The sequence below is a fragment of the Nocardioides alpinus genome (assembly GCF_900112035.1).
Taxonomy (GTDB): Bacteria; Actinomycetota; Actinomycetes; order Propionibacteriales; family Nocardioidaceae; genus Nocardioides; species Nocardioides alpinus.
Map to the genome: position 1 here is coordinate 23298 of NZ_FOKC01000014.1, position 19759 is coordinate 43056.

A 19759-nucleotide genomic window follows, 5' to 3' on the forward strand; every position below is an offset into this window, starting at 1 on the left:
CCGACAGTCAGCCGGGGACCTGCTCGCGCCGGATCCGGCGAGCGGCCAGGACCCGGTCGATGCGCTGCTTGCTCGTCGCCGCGGGGGTCACCTGGCGCGACTGCGGCAACCGCGCGCGTACGGCGCTGGTGGTGGCTGCGCGGAGCGTCGCCTGCGGCGCCAGCGACAGGCGCGCCATGAAGCGGTTGGCGTCGCGGGACTCCGAGGCTGCGGCGGTCTGGATGTGCGCGATCCCGTGCTGCTCGGCGAAGCGGCACGCCGACTCCATCAGGGCGCTCCCCACTCCCTTGCGCCGGAACTGCGAGAACACGTGGGGCGAGACCGCCAGCACGGCGGACTCCAGGTTGAGGGGGGTGAACGTCGTCGCCTCGAGGTAGACCGCACCGGCCACCTCGCCGTCGACCTCGGCCACCACGACGCACTGGTCATCACGCTCGGCGGCGGTCGCCACCACCCGGGACACGTCGGCGAGCTGCTCGTCGAGCCCACCCTTGCGCAGGATGTCGCTCCACAGCTCGCGCAGCGACGCGACGTCCGTCGGCTCTGCGGCACGTACGGTCACAGGCGTCCGACTCATCGATGCACCACTTTCTCGAGCACCCACCGTGGCCCCCTGCCGACCCATCTCGGCGCCACCGGGCGACCCTATCGCCCGTCGTCCCGATCAGGCTACGCCGAGGTAGGCCTCACGCACCGTCGGGTCGTCGAGAAGCTCCACACCGGTGCCGGACTTCACGATGTGACCGGTCTCGAGCACGTAGGCACGGTCGGCCCGCGAGAGGGCCTGCTTGGCGTTCTGCTCGACGACGAGGATCGTGGTGCCCTGCTGGGCGATCTCGGAGATGATGTCGAAGATCTGCTGGATCAGCATCGGCGCCAGGCCCATCGACGGCTCGTCGAGCATGAGCAGCTTGGGTCGCGACATCAGCGCACGACCGATGGCCAGCATCTGCTGCTCACCACCCGACATGGTGCCCGCGACCTGCTTCTTGCGCTCGAGGAGTCGCGGGAACAGGCCGAAGACGCGCTCGTAGTCCTGCTCGATCGCTTCCTTGTCCTTGCGGGTGTACGCCCCCATGTTGAGGTTCTCGGTCACCGTCATGCCGGGGAAGATCCCGCGGCCCTCGGGACAGAGCACCAGGCCCTTGCGCAGGCGCTGGTCGGCACGGAGCTTGGTGACGTCCTCGCCGTCGAACACCACGGAGCCGGACGCCAGGCCGCGCACGCCGGACAGCCCGCGCATGGTCGAGGTCTTCCCGGCGCCGTTGGCACCGATCAGGGCGACGATCTCGCCCTCGGCCACCTCGAGGCTGATGCCGTGCAGGGCCTCGATCTTGCCGTAGCTCAGGACGGCGTCCTTCATCTCAAGCAGCATCGTCGGGCTCTCCCAGGTAGGCAGCGATGACCTTCGGGTTGCGGGCGACCTCTTCAGGACTGCCCTCTGCGATCTTCTGGCCGAACTCCAGCACCACGATGCGGTCGGTGACGCCCAGGACCAGCTTCATGTCGTGCTCGATGACCAGGACCGTGTGCCCCAGGTCGCGGATCCGACGGATGAGGTCCATGAGGTCCTCCTTCTCCGCCGGGTTGAAGCCGGCCGCTGGCTCGTCGAGGCACAGGAGCTCGGGCTCGGTGGCCAGGGCTCGGGCGATCTCGAGTCGGCGCTGGTAGCCGTAGGGCAGGTTGCGCGAGAGCTCGTGGGCCCGGTCGGCGATGCCGACGAACTTCAGCAGCTCCATGCTCTTGATGCGGCCGCCGCGCTCCTCCATGGTGTGCCGGCTGACGCCGAAGACCTTGGCGAGGCTGCGGCGAAGCGGGTTCTGCGGCAGCTGGTGCTCCGCCGGCCGGACGCGGTACGCCCGGAACAGCGCACCCATCACGCTGGTCTTGTGGCGCGCGTCGCAGCCGACCATCACGTTCTCGAGGGCCGACATCTCCGGGAAGAGCCGGATGTTCTGGAACGTACGGGCGATGCCGAGCTGGTTGATCTTGTGCGGCTTGGTGCCGCTGATCACCTTGCCGCTGAACCGCACCTCACCCGAGGTTGGGGTGTAGACGCCGGTCATCACGTTGAAGCACGTCGTCTTGCCGGCACCGTTGGGTCCGATCAGGCCGAGGATCTCACCCCGCTTGATGGAGAAGTGCACGTCGTTGAGCGCGACGACACCGCCGAAGCGCAGCGTGACGTGGTCGATCTCGAGGAGGGTCTCGCCCTCGGGACCGACGTCGATGGTGAGCGCGTCGTGGTCCGAGGTGTCGGGAGCGACGGTCGTCGGGGCGTCGGCCGCGGTGGTGTCCAGCACGGTCTCTGACTTGGACGGATCAGGCATCGGCTGCAGCCTCCTCGGCTTCGACCTTGCGGTCCTCGAATTCTCGGGCTCTGCGTCTGCTGGGGACCAGGCCCTGCGGGCGCAGGATCATCACCACGACCAGCGCGACACCGAAGGCGAACGGACGCCACTCCTGGAACTCACGGAACCGCTCCGGCAGGTAGGTCAGCAGGAACGCGCCGAGGAGCACGCCGTAGATGTTGCCCGACCCACCGATGACGACCATCGCCACGAAGAGGAACGACAGGTTGACCATGAACGCATTGGGTTCGACGTACTGCTGCTTGCTGCCGAACAGCAGGCCGGCGATACCGCCGACCGAGGCGCCGATGGCGAAGGCCCACAGCTTGAACTTGAAGGCGGCGACGCCCATGATCGCGGCGGCGTCCTCGTCCTCGCGGATGGCGAGCCAGGCCCGGCCCACCCGACTGTGCTCCAGGCGGAAGGCCAGGAAGATGATCAGGATGAGGATCGAGAGGGCCAGCCAGTACCAGCGCTCGGCGTCGATCGTGTTGAAGAACGAGCGTCCGTCGATCTCGGGTCCCGGCGGGACGGGAACGCCGCTGATGCCGGTGGCACCGTTGGTGACGTTGTCCAGGTTGCGGGCGGTGATGCGGATGATCTCGCCGAAGCCCAGGGTCACGATGGCGAGGTAGTCGCCGCGCAGCCGCAGGGTGGGTGCACCGAGGGTGACACCGGCGATGAGGGCCATCACGATGGCGATCGGGATGCACATCACGAAGGGAACGGCCCACGTCTCGTCGAGGCCGAACCTGTTCTGGATGGCCTCCACGACCGGCGAGGACGGCGACCCGAACAGGGCGACCGAGTAGGCGCCCAGTGCGTAGAAGCCGACGTAGCCGAGGTCGAGCAGGCCGGCGAAGCCGATGACGACGTTGAGGCCGACGGCGACGATCATGTAGACGACGACCAGGAACAGCACGCTGGCCCAGTCCGACCCGCTCGAGGTGAGGTCGGTGCGGATGTAGGCGAACGGCAGGATGTTGAGGAACGGCAGGTAGAACGCGAAGGCGATCACCAGCAGCATGCCGACCTTGCGCACCCAGCCGGGCGCTCCGGACATCCGGTCACGCAGCTTCAGGCCGCGGTAGGCATCGAGGATCTGGCTCATGCGGGGTCCCCATGGCGTTGTTCGGAGGAGCGAAGCGGAGGAGAAGAACGTCGTGGGGTGTTCATGCGCGTGCCTTTCCGAGGGACTCGCCCAACAGACCGGTGGGGCGGAACATCAAGATGACGACGAGGACGACGAAGGCCGTGACGTTGGCCCACTCCGAGCTCCAGATGGTGGAGGCGTACACCTCGGCGATGCCCAGCAGCAGGCCGCCGACGAGGGCGCCTCGCAGGTTGCCGATGCCGCCCAGGACGGCCGCGGTGAAGGCCTTCAGCCCGATGATGAAGCCGATGTCGAACTTCGTGATGTCGTACTGGATCGTGTAGAGCAGGGCGGCCACACCGGCCATCGCACCGCCGAGGATGAACACCAGCATGATGACGCGCTCACGGTTGACGCCCATGAGGGACGCGGTGTCGGGGTCCTGCGCCACTGCGCGGACGCCGCGACCGAGGCGGCTCTTGTTCACGAAGGTGTCCAGCGCCAGCATCATCACGATCGCGCCCACGATGATGATCACGCGGGTGTTGGTGATGGTGAGGTCGAGACCGGGGATGGTGAAGAGCTCCTTGGTCTGGAGCACCGACGGGATGTTGACCGTCACGCGGCCGAAGGGTGCGCCGAAGAAGACCTTGAAGACCTGGCCGAAGATCTCGACCAGGACGATGGAGCAGCCGATGCCGGTGATGAGGAAGATGAGCGGCGGGGCGCCCTTCTTGCGCAGCGGCCGGTAGGCGATGCGTTCCACCGCGAGCGCTGTGCCGGCCGAGGCCAGCATGGCTGCGAGGAGTGCCAGGAGGGTGGCTCCGATGACCACGGCGAGGCCCGCACCGGCGGAGACGCCGAGAGCGGTGTAGACGCCCAGCACCGCCCAGGTGCCGACCATGAACACTTCGGAGTGCGCGAAGTTGATGAGCTTCATCACGCCGTAGACCATGGTGTAGCCGAGCGCGACCAGCGCGTAGATCGAACCACGGGTGATGCCGTCGAGCGTGTGGCGGTCAAGACCGCTGAACAAGGCGTCGAAGTCCACTCAGGACCCCTCCCAGACAGGGCCCCGCGTCGGGGGCCAAGGGTCGGGGGCGACCGGTGTGAACCGGCCGCCCCCGCATTGCTTGATTCAGGAAGAGATCAGGGTGCGACCTCGACCTCCGGCACCAAGGTGCCACCCTCGTTCTTGTAGGCCCAGTAGGACACTGCGTCCTGCGGGACGTCACCGTTCTCGTCGAAGGCGATCGTCTTGCTGAGGCCCTCGCCCGAGTAGCCGTCGACGAATGCTTCGACGTCCTCGCGGGTGCGAGCACCGTCGTCGAGCGCAGCCAGGAAGACGCTCATCACGTCGTAGCCCTCAGCGGCGTAGGCGCCCGGCGCAGCGCCGAACTCCGCCTCGTAGTCAGCGGCGAACGTGCTGTCGCCCTCGATCGGGGCGCAGGGGCACATCACGACCGCACCCTCGCCGGCGTCGCCCACCGCGTTGCCGAAGTCGGCACCGTAGAGGCCGTCACCACCGATGAAGGGGGCGTCGATGCCGGCGTCACGCATCTGCTTGAGCAGCGGCGCGGCCTCGGCGATGTAGCCACCGTAGAAGACGGCGTCGGGCTCGGCCGACTCCATCTTGGAGATGGTCGGCGCGAAGTCGGTCTGGCCGACCTCGGTCTTGTCGCGCTGCACCATCGCGTCGCCGAGGGTCTCCTCGACACGGTCGGCCAGCGGCTCGCCGTAGGCCTCGGAGTTGTCGACCACGAACACCTGGCTGGCGCCGAGCTCGTCGGTGAGGTACTTGGCGATCGCCGCACCCTGGTAGTCGTCGTAGGGGACGACACGGTGGAAGACCTCGACCGGGTCCTCCTGGGTCAGGTCGGTCGCCGTCGCCGACTGGCTGATCATGGTCACACCGGCGTCGTTGTAGATGCTCTTGGTGGCTCGGGTCTCACCCGAGAAGGCACCGCCGATGACACCGATGAAGGTCTCGTCGCCGGCGATCTGGGTCGCGACCGGGGTCGCCTTGGCCGGGTCGCCCTCGGTGTCGAACTTCTCGAGGGTGACCTCGCACTCGTCGTTCTCCCACTGCGTCAGCGCCAGCTCGGCACCGTCGACAGACGGGAGGACGATGCTGGCGTTGGCACCCGACAGGGCACCCATCACGCCGATCTTGAAGTTGCACTCGTCAGCGGAAGCGTCGCCGCCACCGCCGTCGGTGTCGGTCGTGCCGCAGGCGCTGAGCGCCAGTCCGGCAACAGCCGTCAGGGCGACTGCCTGCCAGGTCTTGGATGAGCGGATCATGGATCACTCCGTAGTTCTATGGGCTGTCCACCTCGGCAGCCTCGTGCGGGGAACCTAACACCCTGAATGTGGCCCGGGACACGATTGAGCACTGCGACTTGCGCGCCGTTGCCGTTTCGTGACCAACCGGTCTGTACCGGAAACGATTCGGAAACTTTGCGTGCTACAGGAGCCTCAACGAGGCGCGTCGCCGAGGCCCTGCTGGGAGCCCAGTCCGGCCACCCCGTGCTCGACCACGCCGTCGGCCACCTGCTTCATCGACAGGCGCAGGTCCATGGCGGTCTTCTGGATCCACCTGAACGCGTCGGGCTCGCTGAGACCGAGCTTCTCCTGGAGCACACCCTTGGCACGTTCGACCGACTTGCGGGTGGCCAGGGACTCCTGGAGGTCGGAGACCTCCTGCTCCAGGACGGCGATCTCGGCGTAGCGGCTGACGGCCATCTCGATGGCCGGCACGAGGTCACCGCGCTGGAACGGCTTCACGAGGTAGGCCATCGCGCCGGCGTCGCGGGCGCGCGCCACGAGGTCGCGCTGGGAGAAGGCGGTGAGGATCACGACAGGTGCGATGCGCTCGGCGGCGATGGCCTCGGCGGCGGCGATGCCGTCCAGCACGGGCATCTTCACGTCGAGGATGACGAGGTCGGGGCGCAGCTCGCGCGCCAGGTCGATGGCCTTCTGGCCGTCACCGGCCTGGCCGACCACGTCGTACCCCTCCTCGCCGAGCATCTCGGCGAGGTCCATGCGGATCAGGGCCTCGTCCTCGGCGATCACCACACGGCGTACGCCGTCGGGCGTGGGGGCGGGGCTTGGGTCAACGGGCTGCGTCACGGGAGCAAGGCTAGTCGGGTACGGTTTCCCCGCTCCCGAGCCGGGTTGGCGGAATGGCAGACGCGATGGTCTCAAACACCATTGTCCGAAAGGGCGTGTGGGTTCGAATCCCACACCCGGCACCAGAAATGTGCGCGACTGTCGGTGGGACCGACTGTGATGGAGACGTGCCCCACGTCTGTCCGCAGTCCGTCGTCGACAGCGCCCTCGCCGCCTCCTCCGACGGCATGCGCGATGCCGAGAACGCGGCATTGCACGGCGTCGCGGTCAAGACCATCCGACGATGGCGGAGGCTCTACCAGCGGCGCGGGCAGCAACGCGGGCAGCAGCACCTCGCTCCCCCTTGCCCGCGATGTGACCAAGGCCCTCTGGACGTGGTTGCGTACGCCGAGCTGCTCGGGTGGTACCTGGGCGACGGGCACATCACGGAGGGCCGTCGGAGGGTCTTCAACCTGCATGTCGTCAACGACCAACGCTACGAGGACCTCAACCGCCACATCCTGGAGCTGATGCGCCGCGTCAAGCCGGGGTCACGGCCGCACACCCGACTCCAACCCGGCTGCGTCGTGTCGACCGTGTCCTGGAAGCACTGGCCCTGCCTCTTCCCGCAGCACGGCGCCGGTCGCAAGCACGACCGCGACATCGTGCTCGAGCCCTGGCAGGCCGCGATCGTGACGGCGTACCCGGGTGACTTCCTGCGGGGCCTGTTCCACTCGGACGGCGCGCGCGTCAACAACTGGGCGACGCGAGTGGTTGCAGGCCAGAAACGCCGGTACGACTACCCGAGGTGGCAGTTCTCGAACCGGTCGGAGGACATCCTCGGACTGTGCGGTTGGGCTCTCGACCTCGCGGGGGTCGCCTGGCGACGCTCCGGGCCGTGGACCGTCTCCGTCTCCCGGAAGGAGGCTGTGGCCGCCCTCGACGACCTCATCGGGCTCAAGTCGTGATGAGCCACGAGCAGCGGATCAGCGAGGGCGCCGGTAGGCCGGGGCAGCCCCGTCGATCGCGTCGCCCATCCGGTGGATGCGCAGCGCGTTGGTGGAGCCGGGGATGCCGGGCGGGCTGCCCGCGATGATCACCACGAGGTCGCCCTTCTCGACGCGCCCGATGTGGATGAGCGCCTCGTCGACCTGGCGCACCATCTCGTCGGTGTGCTCGACCTCCGCACCCTGGAAGGTCTCCACGCCCCACGTGAGGGCCAGCTGCGAGCGCGTACGGGCCTGCGGGGTGAACGCCAGCACGGGGATGGGGCCGCGGTAGCGCGAGAGCCGCTTGGCCGAGTCACCACTGACGGTGAAGGCGACGACGTACTTCGCACCCACCGACTCGGCGACCTCTGCCGCGGCCTTGGCGATGATGCCGCCGCGCGTGTGCGGGTTCCACGCGACCTGGGCCATGTGGCTGAGGCCGTGGTCCTCGGTGGAGGAGATGATCCGGGCCATCGTCTCGACGGCGATGATGGGGTACTCCCCCACGCTCGTCTCGCCGGAGAGCATCACGGCGTCCGCGCCGTCGAGCACGGCGTTGGCCACGTCGCTCGCCTCGGCGCGCGTCGGTGCGGGCGAGGTGATCATCGACTCGAGCATCTGGGTGGCGACGATGACGGGCTTGGCGTAGCGCCGGGCCTTGTCGATGATCAGCTTCTGGTGGATCGGCACGTCCTCGAGCGGGCACTCCACGCCGAGGTCACCGCGAGCCACCATGATGCCGTCGAAGGCATCCACGATCTCGTCGATGTTCTCGATGGCCTGCGGCTTCTCGATCTTGGCGATGATCGGCACGAAGATCTTCTCCTCGCGCATGATCGCGCGCACGTCCTCGGCGTCGGTCGCGCTGCGCACGAAGCTGAGGGCGATGAAGTCCACGCCGAGCTTGAGCGCCCAGCGCAGGTCCTCGGTGTCCTTGTCGGACAGGGCCGGGACGGACACGGCGACGCCGGGCAGGTTGATGCCCTTGTTGTTGGAGATCTTGCCGGCGACGACGACCTCGGTGACCACGTCGGTGTCGTCGACGGAGATGACCTTGAGGCGCACCTTGCCGTCGTCGATGAGCAGCGGGTCGCCGGCGTTCACGTCACCCGGCAGGCCCTTGTAGGTCGTACCGCACTGGTGCACGTCACCGACGACGTCGCGCGTGGTGATGGTGAACGTGGCGCCCTTCTTGAGCTTCACCGGCCCGTCACCGAAGGTCTCCAACCGGATCTTCGGACCCTGCAGGTCGGCGAAGATGCCGATCGCGTGTCCGGTGTCGTCGGACGCCTTGCGGACCAGGCGGTAGACCGCCTCGTGGTCGGCATAGGCGCCGTGGCTCATGTTGAGTCGGGCGACATCCATGCCCGCGTCCACCAGGGCTCGGATCCCCTCCGGCGAGTTCACCGCGGGGCCGAGGGTGCAGACGATCTTTGCTCTACGCACGTGCTTCACCCTATCGGATATTGGATCGTTCCAAGGAAGTACGTGTCCACGATGCGGGTGCGTGAGGCGGGTTCCGCGGCCGCAGGACCCGCCTCACGCACCGCTCACACCACGAGCGGGCGTTCGTGCGGCTTGATCGGTGCCGGGAGTGTCGTCGAGCCGGTGAGGTAGGCGTCCACGGCAGCGGCCGCGCTGCGGCCCTCCGCGATCGCCCAGACGATCAACGACTGGCCGCGACCCACGTCGCCGGCGACGTAGACGCCGGGCACCGAGGCGGCGTACGACTCGTCGCGGCGCACGTTGCCGCGCTCGTCGAGGTCCACGCCGAGCTGGTCGATGAGGCCCTCCTTCTCCGGACCGACGAAGCCCATCGCGAGGAGCACCAGCTGCGCCGGGATCTCCCGCTCCGTGCCCTCGACGGGCTGGAACTTCGCGTCGACCTCGACGAGGCGCAGCGACGCCACGTTGCCGTCGGCGTCACCGACGAACTCCTGGGTCGAGACGGCGTACATCCGGTCGCCGCCCTCCTCGTGCGCCGAGGAGACCTTGAACGTCATCGGGTAGGTCGGCCACGGCTGGCCCGAAGGCCGGTCCTCACCGGGCCGCGGCATGATCTCGAGCTGGGTGATCGAACGCGCGCCCTGGCGCGTCGACGTGCCGAGGCAGTCCGCACCGGTGTCGCCGCCGCCGATGATCACGACGTCCTTGCCGGTGGCGAGGATCTGGCCCTCCACCTCCTCGCCGAGCGAGGTGCGGTTGGCCTGGGGCAGGAACTCCATCGCCTGGTGGATGCCACCGAGCTCGCGTCCCGTCGCCGGGAGGTCGCGGGCCGCAGTGGCGCCCATCGCGAGGACGACCGCGTCGTAGCGACCGAGCAGCTGGTCGCCGGTCAGGTCACCGCCGACGTCGACACCGGCGCGGAAGACCGTGCCCTCGCGGCGCATCTGGTCGAGGCGCCGGTCGAGGTGCTTCTTCTCCATCTTGAACTCGGGGATGCCGTAGCGCATCAGCCCACCGATCTTGTCGGCGCGCTCGTAGACCGCGACCGTGTGACCGGCGCGCGTGAGCTGCTGGGCGGCCGCGAGCCCGGCAGGACCGGAGCCGATCACGGCGACCGTCTTGCCGGAGAGCCACTCCGGCGGCTGCGGACGTACGTAGCCCGAGCCCCACGCGCGGTCGATGATCGAGACCTCGACGTTCTTGATCGTCACCGGGTCCTGGTTGATGCCGAGGACGCAGGCCGTCTCGCACGGTGCCGGGCACAGCCGCCCGGTGAACTCCGGGAAGTTGTTGGTCGCGTGGAGGCGGTCCATCGCGCCGTCCCAGTCGTCGCGCCAGACCAGGTCGTTCCACTCCGGGATGATGTTGCCCAGCGGGCACCCCTGGTGGCAGAACGGGATGCCGCAGTCCATGCAGCGACCGGCCTGCGTGGTGATGATCGGCAGCAGGGCGCGACCGATGCCGTCGGGGTAGACCTCGTCCCAGTCCTGGACGCGCTCGGCGACGTCGCGCCGCGAGGCGACCTCGCGGCCGTGCTTCAAGAAGCCCTTCGGGTCAGCCATGGTGGCCACCTTCCTGCGGGGTGGGTGGAGTGCGCTCAGCCATGGAGGACCTCCATGATCCGGGCGTTCGCCTGGTCCTCGTCGAGCCCCTCCTCGAGGGCCTCGTCGCGGGCAGCCAGCACCCGCTTGAAGTCGCTCGGCATCACCTCGGTGAAGCGCGCCAGCGACGTGTCCCAGTCCTCGAGCAGCGCGGTGGCGACGGCGGACCCGGTCTCCTCCGCGTGCTGCTCGACCAGGGTCCTGAGCTCGTCGGCCGCCTTGCCGGTGACCGGGGCGAGCTCGACCATCTCGGGGTTGACCCGTGCCTCGTCGAGGTCGAGCACGAAGGCGTAGCCACCGGACATGCCGGCCGCGACGTTGCGCCCGGTCGGCCCGAGCACCACGACGACGCCGCCGGTCATGTACTCGCAGGCGTGGTCGCCGACGCCCTCGACGACGGCGCTCGCACCCGAGTTGCGGACGCAGAACCGCTCGCCCACGCGGCCGCTCAGGAAGAGCTGCCCTGAGGTGGCGCCGTAGCCGATCGTGTTGCCGGCGATGATCTGCTCGGCAGCCTCGAAGGTGGACGCCCGGTCGGGACGCACGACGAGCCGTCCTCCGGAGAGGCCCTTGCCGACGTAGTCGTTGGCGTCGCCCTCGAGCCGCAGGGTGATGCCGCGCGGCAGGAAGGCGCCGAACGACTGGCCCGCCGAGCCGGTGAGGGTGATGTCGATGGTGCCCTCGGGCAGACCCTCACCGCGGTAGCGCTTGGTGACCTCGTGGCCGAGCATCGTGCCGACCGTGCGGTTGACGTTGCGGATGGCGACCTGTGCGCGCACCGGCTCGCCCGACTCCAGGGCCGGGGCAGCGATGGCGATCAGCTCGTTGTCGAGCGCCTTGTCGAGACCGTGGTCCTGGGTCCTGGTGTTGCGCAGGTCCTGGTCGGCGAACTGGCCGAACTCACCGTGGCGCGAGGCCTGGTGGAGGATCGGCGTCAGGTCGAGACCGGAGGCCTTCCAGTGGTCGATCGCCTCGGCGATGTCGAGGGTGCCGACCTGGCCGACCGCCTCGGCGATGCTCCGGAAGCCCAGCTCCGCCAGCAGCTCGCGGACCTCCTGGGCGATGAACTCGAAGAAGTTCACGATGTAGTCGGCCTGGCCGCTGAACCGCTCGCGCAGCACCGGGTTCTGCGTCGCCACTCCCACCGGGCAGGTGTCGAGGTGGCAGACCCGCATCATGATGCAGCCGCTGACGACCAGCGGCGCGGTGGCGAAGCCGAACTCCTCGGCCCCGAGGAGCGCCGCGATGATCACGTCGCGCCCGGTCTTGAGCTGGCCGTCGGCCTGCACCACGATCCGGTCGCGCAGGCCGTTGAGCAGCAGCGTCTGCTGGGTCTCGGCGAGGCCGAGCTCCCACGGACCGCCCGCGTGCTTGAGCGACGTGAGCGGCGACGCACCCGTGCCGCCGTCGTGCCCGGAGACGAGCACGACGTCCGCGTGGGCCTTGGAGACCCCGGCCGCGACCGTGCCGATGCCGACCTCGGACACCAGCTTGACGTGGACCCGCGCCGACGGGTTGGCGTTCTTGAGGTCGTGGATCAGCTGGGCGAGGTCCTCGATCGAGTAGATGTCGTGGTGCGGCGGCGGGCTGATCAGGCCTACGCCCGGCGTCGAGTGCCGCGTCTTGGCGACCCACGGGTAGACCTTGTGGCCGGGCAGCTGGCCGCCCTCGCCGGGCTTGGCGCCCTGCGCCATCTTGATCTGGATGTCGTCGGCGTTGGTGAGGTACTCGGACGTGACGCCGAAGCGACCCGAGGCGACCTGCTTGATCGACGAGCGGCGCTCGGGGTCGTACAACCGGTCGGAGTCCTCGCCGCCCTCGCCGGTGTTGGACTTGCCGCCCAGGCGGTTCATCGCGATCGCGAGGGTCTCGTGCGCCTCCTGGCTGATCGAGCCGTAGGACATCGCGCCGGTCGAGAAGCGCTTCACGATGTCGGAGACCGACTCGACCTCGTCGATGTCGACGGGCTCGCGGACGTCGCCCCTGAACGTGAAGAGTCCCCGCAGGGTCATCAGTCGCTGCGACTGCTGGTTGACCCGGTCGGTGTACTGCTTGAAGACGTCGTAGCTGCCGGTGCGCGTCGAGTGCTGCAACCGGAAGACCGTCTCGGGGTCGAAGAGGTGCGGCTCACCCTCGCGGCGCCACTGGTACTCGCCACCGATCGTCAGCTCGCGGTGCGCGGGCGCGATTCCACCGCGGGGGTACGCCACCGCGTGGCGGCGGGCGACCTCCTCGGCGATCGTGCCGAGCGCGATCCCGCCGAGCTTGGAGGTCGTACCGGTGAAGTACTTCTCGATGACGCCCTGGGACAGTCCGACGGACTCGAAGATCTTGGCGCCGGTGTAGGACGCGACGGTGGAGACGCCCATCTTGGACATCACCTTGAGCACGCCCTTGCCGAGCGCCTTGATCAGGTTGGCGACGGCCTTCTCGGGGTCGACCTTGACGTAGTAGGCCTCGCGGGCGAGGTCCTCGACGGACTCCATCGCGAGGTAGGGGTTGACCGCCGCCGCGCCGTAGCCGACCAGCAGGGCGACGTGGTGGACCTCGCGGACGTCGCCGGCCTCGACCAGCATCCCGACCTGGGTGCGGGTCTTCTCGCGGACCAGGTGGTGGTGGACGGCGCCCGTCAGCAGCAGCGACGGGATCGGTGCCAGGTCGGCGGTGGAGTGCCGGTCGGAGAGCACGATGATCCGCGCGCCCTCGGCGATGGCGGCGGACACCTCTGCACACAGCTCGTCGAGTCGCGTGGCCAGGGCCTCCCCTCCCCCGGCGACGTCGTAGAGCCCGCGCACGATGTGGACCTGGAAGCCCGGCATGTCGCCGTTGCGGTTGATGTGACGGATCTTGGCCAGGTCGTCGTTGGAGAAGACCGGGAACGGCAGCACGATCTGGCGACACGACGCGGGCGTCGGCTCGAGCAGGTTGGCCTCGGGTCCGATCGAACCGGCCAGCGACGTCACCAGCTCCTCGCGGATCGCATCGAGCGGCGGGTTGGTCACCTGCGCGAACAGCTGCGAGAAGTAGTCGAACAGCAGGCGCGGCTTGTCGCTGAGGGCAGCGATCGGGGTGTCGGTGCCCATCGAGCCGAGCGCCTCACCGCCCGTGTTGGCCATCGGGCTCAGCAGGACCCGCAGCTCCTCCTCGGTGTAGCCGAAGATCTGCTGGCGGCGGGTGACCGAGGCGTGCGTGTGCACGATGTGCTCGGGGTCGTCGACGTCGTCGAGGTGGACGAGGCCGGCGTGCAGCCACTCGTCGTAGGGCTGCTCGGCAGCGAGCTGGCCCTTGATCTCCTCGTCCTCGATGATCCGGTGCTCCTCGGTGTCCACGAGGAACATCCGGCCCGGCTGCAGCCGGCCCTTGCGGACCACGGTCGCCGGGTCGAGGTCGAGCACGCCGACCTCGGAGGCGAGGACGACGAGTCCGTCGTCGGTGACCCAGTAGCGCGAGGGGCGCAGGCCGTTGCGGTCCAGCACGGCGCCGATCTGGGTGCCGTCGGTGAACACGACGCAGGCGGGTCCGTCCCACGGCTCCATCAGCGTCGAGTGGAACTCGTAGAACGCCCGGCGCTGGGCGTCCATCTCGCGGTGGTTCTCCCACGCCTCGGGAATCATCATCAGCACGGCGTGCGGCAGCGACCGGCCGCCGAGGTGCAGCAGCTCGAGGACCTCGTCGAAGGACGCCGAGTCCGAGGCTCCGGGCGTGCAGATCGGGAAGAGGCGCTCGAGGTCGCCGGGGATCAGGTCGCTCTCCAGCAGGGCCTCGCGCGCCCGCATCCAGTTGCGGTTCCCCATCACGGTGTTGATCTCGCCGTTGTGGGCGATGAACCGGAACGGGTGGGCCAGCGGCCAGCTCGGGAAGGTGTTGGTCGAGAAGCGGGAGTGCACGACCGCCATGGCCGAGGCGACGCGCTCGTCGGTCAGGTCGGGGAAGACCTGGTCGAGCTGGTCGGTGGTGAGCATGCCCTTGTAGGCCAGCGTCCGCGAGGACAGCGACGGGAAGTAGACGTCGGTCTCGGACTCGGCGCGCTTGCGCAGGCAGAAGGCCAGGCGCTCGAGGCCCATGCCGGTCACGCGCGAGCCCCGGCCGGACACGAAGAGCTGGGCGAACGACGGCATGACGCTGCGTGCGGTGGCGCCCAGGGTCGAGTCGTCGACCGGGACCTCGCGCCACCCGAGGACGGCCAGGCCCTCCTCGTCGGCGATCTCCTCGATGCGACGGCGGGTGGCGGCGACGTGGTCGGCGTCGCCGGGCAGGAACGCGGTGCCGACGGCGTACGCCCGGGCCGGGGGCAGCTCGAACTCGGTGACCGCGCGCAGGAACGCGTCCGGCACCTGGAGCAGGATCCCGGCACCGTCGCCGGAGTTGACCTCGGCGCCGGCGGCACCGCGGTGGTCGAGGTTGCGCAGGGCGGTGAGGGCCTTGGCCACGATGTCGTGGCTCGCCTCGCCGGTCAGGGTCGCCACCATGGCGACGCCACAGGCGTCCTTCTCGTGACGCGGGTCGTAGAGACCCTGCGGCGGTGGGAAGTTCGGCGGGAACGCGTGCGTCGAAGACACTGGTTCTCCCGTCGTCGTCTCAGCATTGCGGGCACAGGGCCCGGCCGTGCTGGGGGGTGGGCGTTACCGCTGGGGACGACGTTGGCCCGAGCGAGACGGAATCTATCACCGGCCGTCCGCGCGGGGTGCCCGTGTTTCAGGCCGTGGGATCGCCCGTCGGCTGGTCCTCGGACTGCTTCGCCTCGTCGGCCTCGTCGGCGTCCGGCTCCCGCGTGCGTACGATCTCCTCGCGCCCGGGGTGGCGCCTGGCGGACCAGAGGAAGAAGAGTGCAGCGGCGACGAACAGCACGATCGAGGTCCACACGTTGAGCCGCAGCCCGAGCACGTCGTCCATCTGCACGTCGTCGATGCGGAGGTTCTCGATCCAGCCTCGACCGGCGGTGTAGAGCATGACGTAGAGAGCGGCGACGCGACCGTGGCCGAGACGGAACCGCCGGTCCAGCCAGATGAGCACGCCGAACGCCGCCAGGTTCCACAGGCACTCGTAGAGGAACGTGGGGTGGAAGGTGGCGACGTCCAGGTACTGCGCCGGCCGGTGGGCGACGTCGATCTCCAGGCCCCACGGCAGGTCGGTCGGGCGACCGTAGAGCTCCTGGTTGAACCAGTTGCCCCACCGGCCCAGCGCCTGCGCGACCAGTACGCCCGGCGCCAGCGCGTCGAGCAGGGGCAGCAGCTTGATGCCGCGCAACCGGGCGCCGATCCAGATGCCGACGATGCCCAGGGCGACCGCGCCCCAGATGCCGAGGCCGCCGCGCCACACGTACAACGCGGTGATCGGGTCCTGGCCCTCACCGAAGTAGAGGTGCCAGTCGGTGATCACGTGGTAGAGCCGGCCTCCGATGAGGCCGAACGGCACCGCCCAGATGGCGAGGTCGCTGACCTCGCCGGGCCTGCCGCCGCGGGCGACCCACCGGCGCTCCCCCAGCCAGATCGCAAAGACGATGCCCGCGATGATGCAGAGGGCGTAGGCCCGGATCGGGACCGGACCGATGTGCCACACGCCCTCCGACGGGCTGGGGATGGACATCAGCGTCACCAACGGGGACGGCACAGAGAGCATGGGGAGCATGGGGAGCATCACAAGCATCATCCTTCGTCGAGCTCTCCGCTGAGCAAGAGCGTCACGTCGTGGGCCAGCTGGGCCTGGGAGACGTCCTGGTCCCACATCATCGTCGAGTCGTCGGCACCGTCGATCGCCATCACGCGGGTGCCGTGGGTGACCTCGTAGCCGCCGCTGGGCAGCTTCTCGCCCCGGTCGACCGCGACCGCCATGCTCCGGGCGACCTCGATGATGTCGTCCAGGTCGCCGGTGACCCCGACGATGCTCGGGTCGAACGCGTCGACGTACTCCTTCACCACGGTCTCGTCGTCGCGCGCCGGGTCGGTGGTCACGAAGACCACGTCGAGGTCGTCCTTCTGGCCGTCGTCGAGACGGCTGAGCGTGCCGGCCAGTGTGGCCATCACCTGGCCGCAGATGTCGGGGCAGTGGGTGTAGCCGAAGAACACGAGCGTGAGGTCCTTGTCGGTGTCCTCGGTGAGGCTGTAGGGCTCCCCCGCGGTGTCGACGAGAGGCGTCGACGACACATCGAACGGCGGGTCGAGGACGGTGCCGGCGAGCTCCATCGGCGCACCCCCGCCGCCGCACGCGGTCGCGAGGAGGAGCAGCGGGACAGCCAGTGCGGTCCTACCTCGCACCACGTCGTACGCCCTCCGCGAGGTCGGTCGTCAGCGCGCGCAGGGCGGCGATGCCCGCGGTCTCGTCGCCGGGGTGGTCGAGCAGTGTCCGGACGAAGGCCGATCCCACGATGACGCCGTCGGCGAAGGAGGCGACCTCCGCGGCCTGGTCGCCGTTGCTGACGCCGATGCCGACCGCGACCGGGATGTCGCCGCTGGCGCGCACCCGTCGCACGAGCGGTCCGGCGAGGTCGGAGCTCGCGTCGCGGGCACCGGTGACGCCCATGACGGCGGCCGCGTAGACGAAGCCTCGGCTCGCCGACGCGGTCATCGCGACCCGCTCGTCGGTGGAGCTCGGGGCGACGAGGAACACCTTGTCGAGGTCGTGCGCGTCAGCCGCCGCGACCCACGCGGAGCCGTGGTCGGGCGTGATGTCGGGCGTGATCATGCCCGCTCCCCCGGCCGCGGCGAGGTCGGCGGCCCACCGCTCCACGCCGTAGCGCTCGACGGGGTTCCAGTAGGTCATCACCAGCGTCGGCACTCCGGTCGCGGCGACCGCCTCGACGACGCGCAGCACGTCCTTGGTGCGGACTCCGGCCTCGAGCGCCTGCTGGGCGGCGGCCTGGATGGTCGGCCCGTCCATGACGGGGTCGCTGTAGGGCAGGCCGATCTCGATCACGTCGCACCCCGCCTCGACCATCGCGCGCATCGCGGTGATCGAGCCCTCGACGCTGGGGAAGCCGGCGGGGAGGTAGCCGATCAGTGCGGACCTGCCCTCGGCGCGCGCCTTCGCGAACGCCGTGCTGGTCGACGGCATCAGGCCTCCTCGCCCGGCGCCGTGGCGATCACGGGCTCGGCCTCTCCGTCGGCGTCACCGAGACCGAACCACTCGATGGCGGTGCCCATGTCCTTGTCGCCGCGACCGCTGAGGTTGATGATCACGGTCGCGGCGGGGCCCTTCTCCTCGCCGAGGCGTCGGGCGACGTCGAGCGCGCCGTAGACCGCGTGCGCGGTCTCGATGGCCGGGATGATGCCCTCGGTGCGGCTGAGCAGGGCCATCGCCTCCATCGCCTGCGCGTCCGTCACGGGCGTGTACGTCGCCCGGCCCAGGGCAGCAAGCCACGAGTGCTGCGGACCGACACCGGGGTAGTCGAGGCCTGCGGAGATCGAGTGGGACTCGACGGTCTGGCCGTCCTCGTCCTGCAGTACGTAGGTGCGGGCGCCGTGGAGAACGCCGGCCTCGCCGGCGTGGATCGTGGCCGCGTGGCGACCGGTCTCGACGCCGTCACCGCCGGGCTCGAAGCCGTGGATCTCGACGCCCTCGTCCTCGAGGAACGCGGTGAAGAGGCCGATCGCGTTGGAGCCGCCGCCGACGCACGCCGCGACGGCGTCCGGCAGGACGCCGTACTGGTCGAGGCACTGCTGGCGCGCCTCGTCGCCGATCCCGCGGCAGAAGTCGCGGACCATGCTGGGGAACGGGTGCGGACCGGCCGCGGTGCCGAAGAGGTACGCGGTGTGGTCGACGCTGGCGACCCAGTCGCGCATGGCCTCGTTGATCGCGTCCTTGAGCGTCGCGCTGCCGGACTCGACCGGCACGACCTTGGCGCCGAGGAGCTGCATGCGCGCGACGTTGAGCGCCTGGCGACGCGTGTCGACGGCGCCCATGTAGACGGTGCAGTCGAGGTCGAAGTAGGCAGCCGCCGTCGCGCTCGCGACGCCGTGCTGGCCGGCACCGGTCTCGGCGATGACCCGGCTCTTGCCCATCCGCTTGGTGAGCAGCGCCTGGCCCATCACGTTGCGGATCTTGTGGGCGCCGGTGTGGTTGAGGTCCTCGCGCTTGAGCAGCACCCGGGCGCCGACCTGCGCGGAGAGCCGCTCGGCGTGGTAGAGCCTGCTGGGGGTGCCGGCATAGTCGCGCAGCACCCGCTCGAACTCGGAGACGAACGCAGCGTCGGCCATCGCGTCCTGCCAGGCGACCGTCAGCTCGTCGAGCGCGGCGACGAGGGCCTCGGGCATGAAGCGCCCACCCCACGTCTCGCCGAAGTAGCCGCGGTCGTCTGCGTCGTACTTCACGGGCTGTTGCGTCTGCTGGCTCACGGTGCAGTCACTCCTGTCATGGCTCGTACGGCGGCCTCGGGGTCGCCGTCCTTGACCAGCGCCTCGCCGACGAGCACGACGCCCGCGCCCTCGGAGACGAAGCGGTGGACGTCGTCGACGCCGGTGATGCCGCTCTCGGCGACCTTCACGACGTCGGCGTGGATCTGGGGGGCGAGGCGACCGAACACGTCCGGATCGACCTCGAGGGTCTTCAGGTTGCGGCTGTTGACGCCGATCAGCTCGGCGTCGAGCGCCAGTGCGCGCTCGGCCTCGGCCTCGTCGTGGACCTCCACCAGCACGGTCAGGCCGAGCTCGCCGGCCTCGTCGTGGAGGCGACGGAGGGTGTCGTCGTCGAGGGCGGCCACGATGAGCAGGGCCAGGTCAGCGCCGGCCGCGCGGGCCTCGACGAGCTGGTAGGTCTCCACGATGAAGTCCTTGCGCAGGATCGGCGTCTCGACGGCGGCGCGCACGCTGCGCAGGTCGGCGAGGCTGCCACCGAAGCGCCGCTCCTCGGTGAGGACCGAGATCGCTGCGGCACCTCCGCGGGCGTACGCCGCCGCGAGGGCGGCCGGATCGGGGATTTCGGCCAGGTCGCCCTTGCTGGGGCTGCGCCGCTTGACCTCGGCGATGACGCTCGAGCCGCGGGCCCGGAAGTGCGGCATCGGGTCGCGCGGCGCCGGGGCGTCGGCCAGGTGGGCGAGGAGCTCGGGCAGGGGCAGGACGGCCTCGCGGCGGGCGAGGTCCTCGCGCACTCCGGCCACGATGTCGTCGAGCACGGAACCGGTCGCAGGCATGCGCTCAGCCTCTCACCCGGACCCAGCCCCGTCGGGGGCGGTGCCCA

General features: G+C 69.6%; 16 protein-coding genes and 1 tRNA gene. 2 read left to right on the forward strand and 15 right to left on the reverse strand.

Going from position 1 to position 19759, the window contains the following annotated elements:
• Positions 1-7 precede the first annotated feature (7 nt).
• The 7 genes from BM127_RS19670 to BM127_RS19700 all read right to left on the reverse strand — a co-directional run bounded on the left by BM127_RS19670 (position 8) and on the right by BM127_RS19700 (position 6573).
• Complete coding sequence (locus BM127_RS19670; RefSeq protein WP_157829576.1) at positions 8-577, reverse strand: GNAT family N-acetyltransferase; 570 nt, start codon at positions 575-577, stop codon at positions 8-10.
• Positions 578-664: 87 nt separating this feature from the next.
• Positions 665-1363: an ABC transporter ATP-binding protein gene (locus tag BM127_RS19675; protein WP_231263255.1), complete on the reverse strand. Its 699-nt coding sequence runs from the start codon at positions 1361-1363 to the stop codon at positions 665-667.
• 1 nt (position 1364) lies between these two features.
• Positions 1365-2330: an ABC transporter ATP-binding protein gene (locus BM127_RS19680; protein WP_091201472.1), complete on the reverse strand. Its 966-nt coding sequence runs from the start codon at positions 2328-2330 to the stop codon at positions 1365-1367.
• A complete protein-coding gene (locus tag BM127_RS19685) occupies positions 2323-3462 on the reverse strand; it encodes a branched-chain amino acid ABC transporter permease (RefSeq protein WP_091201474.1) in 1140 nt (379 codons plus the stop codon). Before BM127_RS19685 ends, BM127_RS19680 begins: the two co-directional genes overlap by 8 nt.
• A gap of 61 nt (positions 3463-3523) precedes the next feature.
• Entirely contained in the window at positions 3524-4495 is a 972-nt protein-coding gene (locus tag BM127_RS19690) for a branched-chain amino acid ABC transporter permease (RefSeq protein ID WP_091201476.1), read from the reverse strand.
• Between the two features lie 98 nt (positions 4496-4593).
• Positions 4594-5745 carry a branched-chain amino acid ABC transporter substrate-binding protein gene (locus BM127_RS19695; protein WP_091201478.1) on the reverse strand — a complete coding sequence of 384 codons (1152 nt, stop codon included), beginning with the start codon at positions 5743-5745 and terminating at the stop codon, positions 4594-4596.
• 174 nt (positions 5746-5919) lie between these two features.
• A complete protein-coding gene (locus tag BM127_RS19700; protein ID WP_139227814.1) occupies positions 5920-6573 on the reverse strand; it encodes an ANTAR domain-containing response regulator in 654 nt (217 codons plus the stop codon).
• A gap of 39 nt (positions 6574-6612) precedes the next feature.
• Between BM127_RS19700 and BM127_RS19705 the strand changes: the two genes are divergently transcribed.
• Together BM127_RS19705 and BM127_RS19710 are read left to right on the forward strand one after the other, a co-directional pair.
• A tRNA-Leu gene (locus tag BM127_RS19705) sits at positions 6613-6698 on the forward strand.
• Positions 6699-6947: 249 nt separating this feature from the next.
• The gene (locus BM127_RS19710; protein ID WP_091201482.1) at positions 6948-7520 is read left to right on the forward strand and encodes a transcriptional regulator; all 573 of its coding nucleotides are present in this window, start codon (positions 6948-6950) and stop codon (positions 7518-7520) included.
• A gap of 18 nt (positions 7521-7538) precedes the next feature.
• On the opposite strand, the gene pyk is transcribed toward BM127_RS19710, so the two are convergent.
• The 8 genes from pyk to trpC form a co-directional block, all read right to left on the reverse strand.
• Positions 7539-8987, reverse strand: coding sequence for a pyruvate kinase (gene pyk, locus BM127_RS19715; RefSeq protein WP_091201646.1), 1449 nt, complete (start codon positions 8985-8987; stop codon positions 7539-7541).
• Between the two features lie 104 nt (positions 8988-9091).
• Positions 9092-10549, reverse strand: a complete 1458-nt coding sequence (locus tag BM127_RS19720) for a glutamate synthase subunit beta (protein ID WP_091201485.1) — start codon at positions 10547-10549, stop codon at positions 9092-9094.
• A gap of 35 nt (positions 10550-10584) precedes the next feature.
• Positions 10585-15147, reverse strand: a complete 4563-nt coding sequence (gene gltB, locus BM127_RS19725; RefSeq protein ID WP_091201486.1) for a glutamate synthase large subunit — start codon at positions 15145-15147, stop codon at positions 10585-10587.
• Between the two features lie 136 nt (positions 15148-15283).
• Positions 15284-16174 (reverse strand): prolipoprotein diacylglyceryl transferase, encoded by an 891-nt coding sequence (gene lgt, locus BM127_RS19730; protein ID WP_231263254.1) that lies wholly within the window; start codon positions 16172-16174, stop codon positions 15284-15286.
• Between the two features lie 59 nt (positions 16175-16233).
• The gene (locus BM127_RS19735) at positions 16234-16845 is read right to left on the reverse strand and encodes an SCO family protein (protein WP_091201487.1); all 612 of its coding nucleotides are present in this window, start codon (positions 16843-16845) and stop codon (positions 16234-16236) included.
• A complete protein-coding gene (gene trpA / locus BM127_RS19740; RefSeq protein WP_091201489.1) occupies positions 16832-17638 on the reverse strand; it encodes a tryptophan synthase subunit alpha in 807 nt (268 codons plus the stop codon). Before trpA ends, BM127_RS19735 begins: the two co-directional genes overlap by 14 nt.
• Positions 17638-18918: a tryptophan synthase subunit beta gene (gene trpB, locus BM127_RS19745; RefSeq protein WP_091201491.1), complete on the reverse strand. Its 1281-nt coding sequence runs from the start codon at positions 18916-18918 to the stop codon at positions 17638-17640. Before trpB ends, trpA begins: the two co-directional genes overlap by 1 nt.
• Positions 18915-19712, reverse strand: coding sequence for an indole-3-glycerol phosphate synthase TrpC (gene trpC, locus BM127_RS19750; RefSeq protein ID WP_091201493.1), 798 nt, complete (start codon positions 19710-19712; stop codon positions 18915-18917). The genes trpB and trpC overlap by 4 nt, the downstream gene beginning before the upstream one ends.
• Positions 19713-19759: the final 47 nt, after the last annotated feature.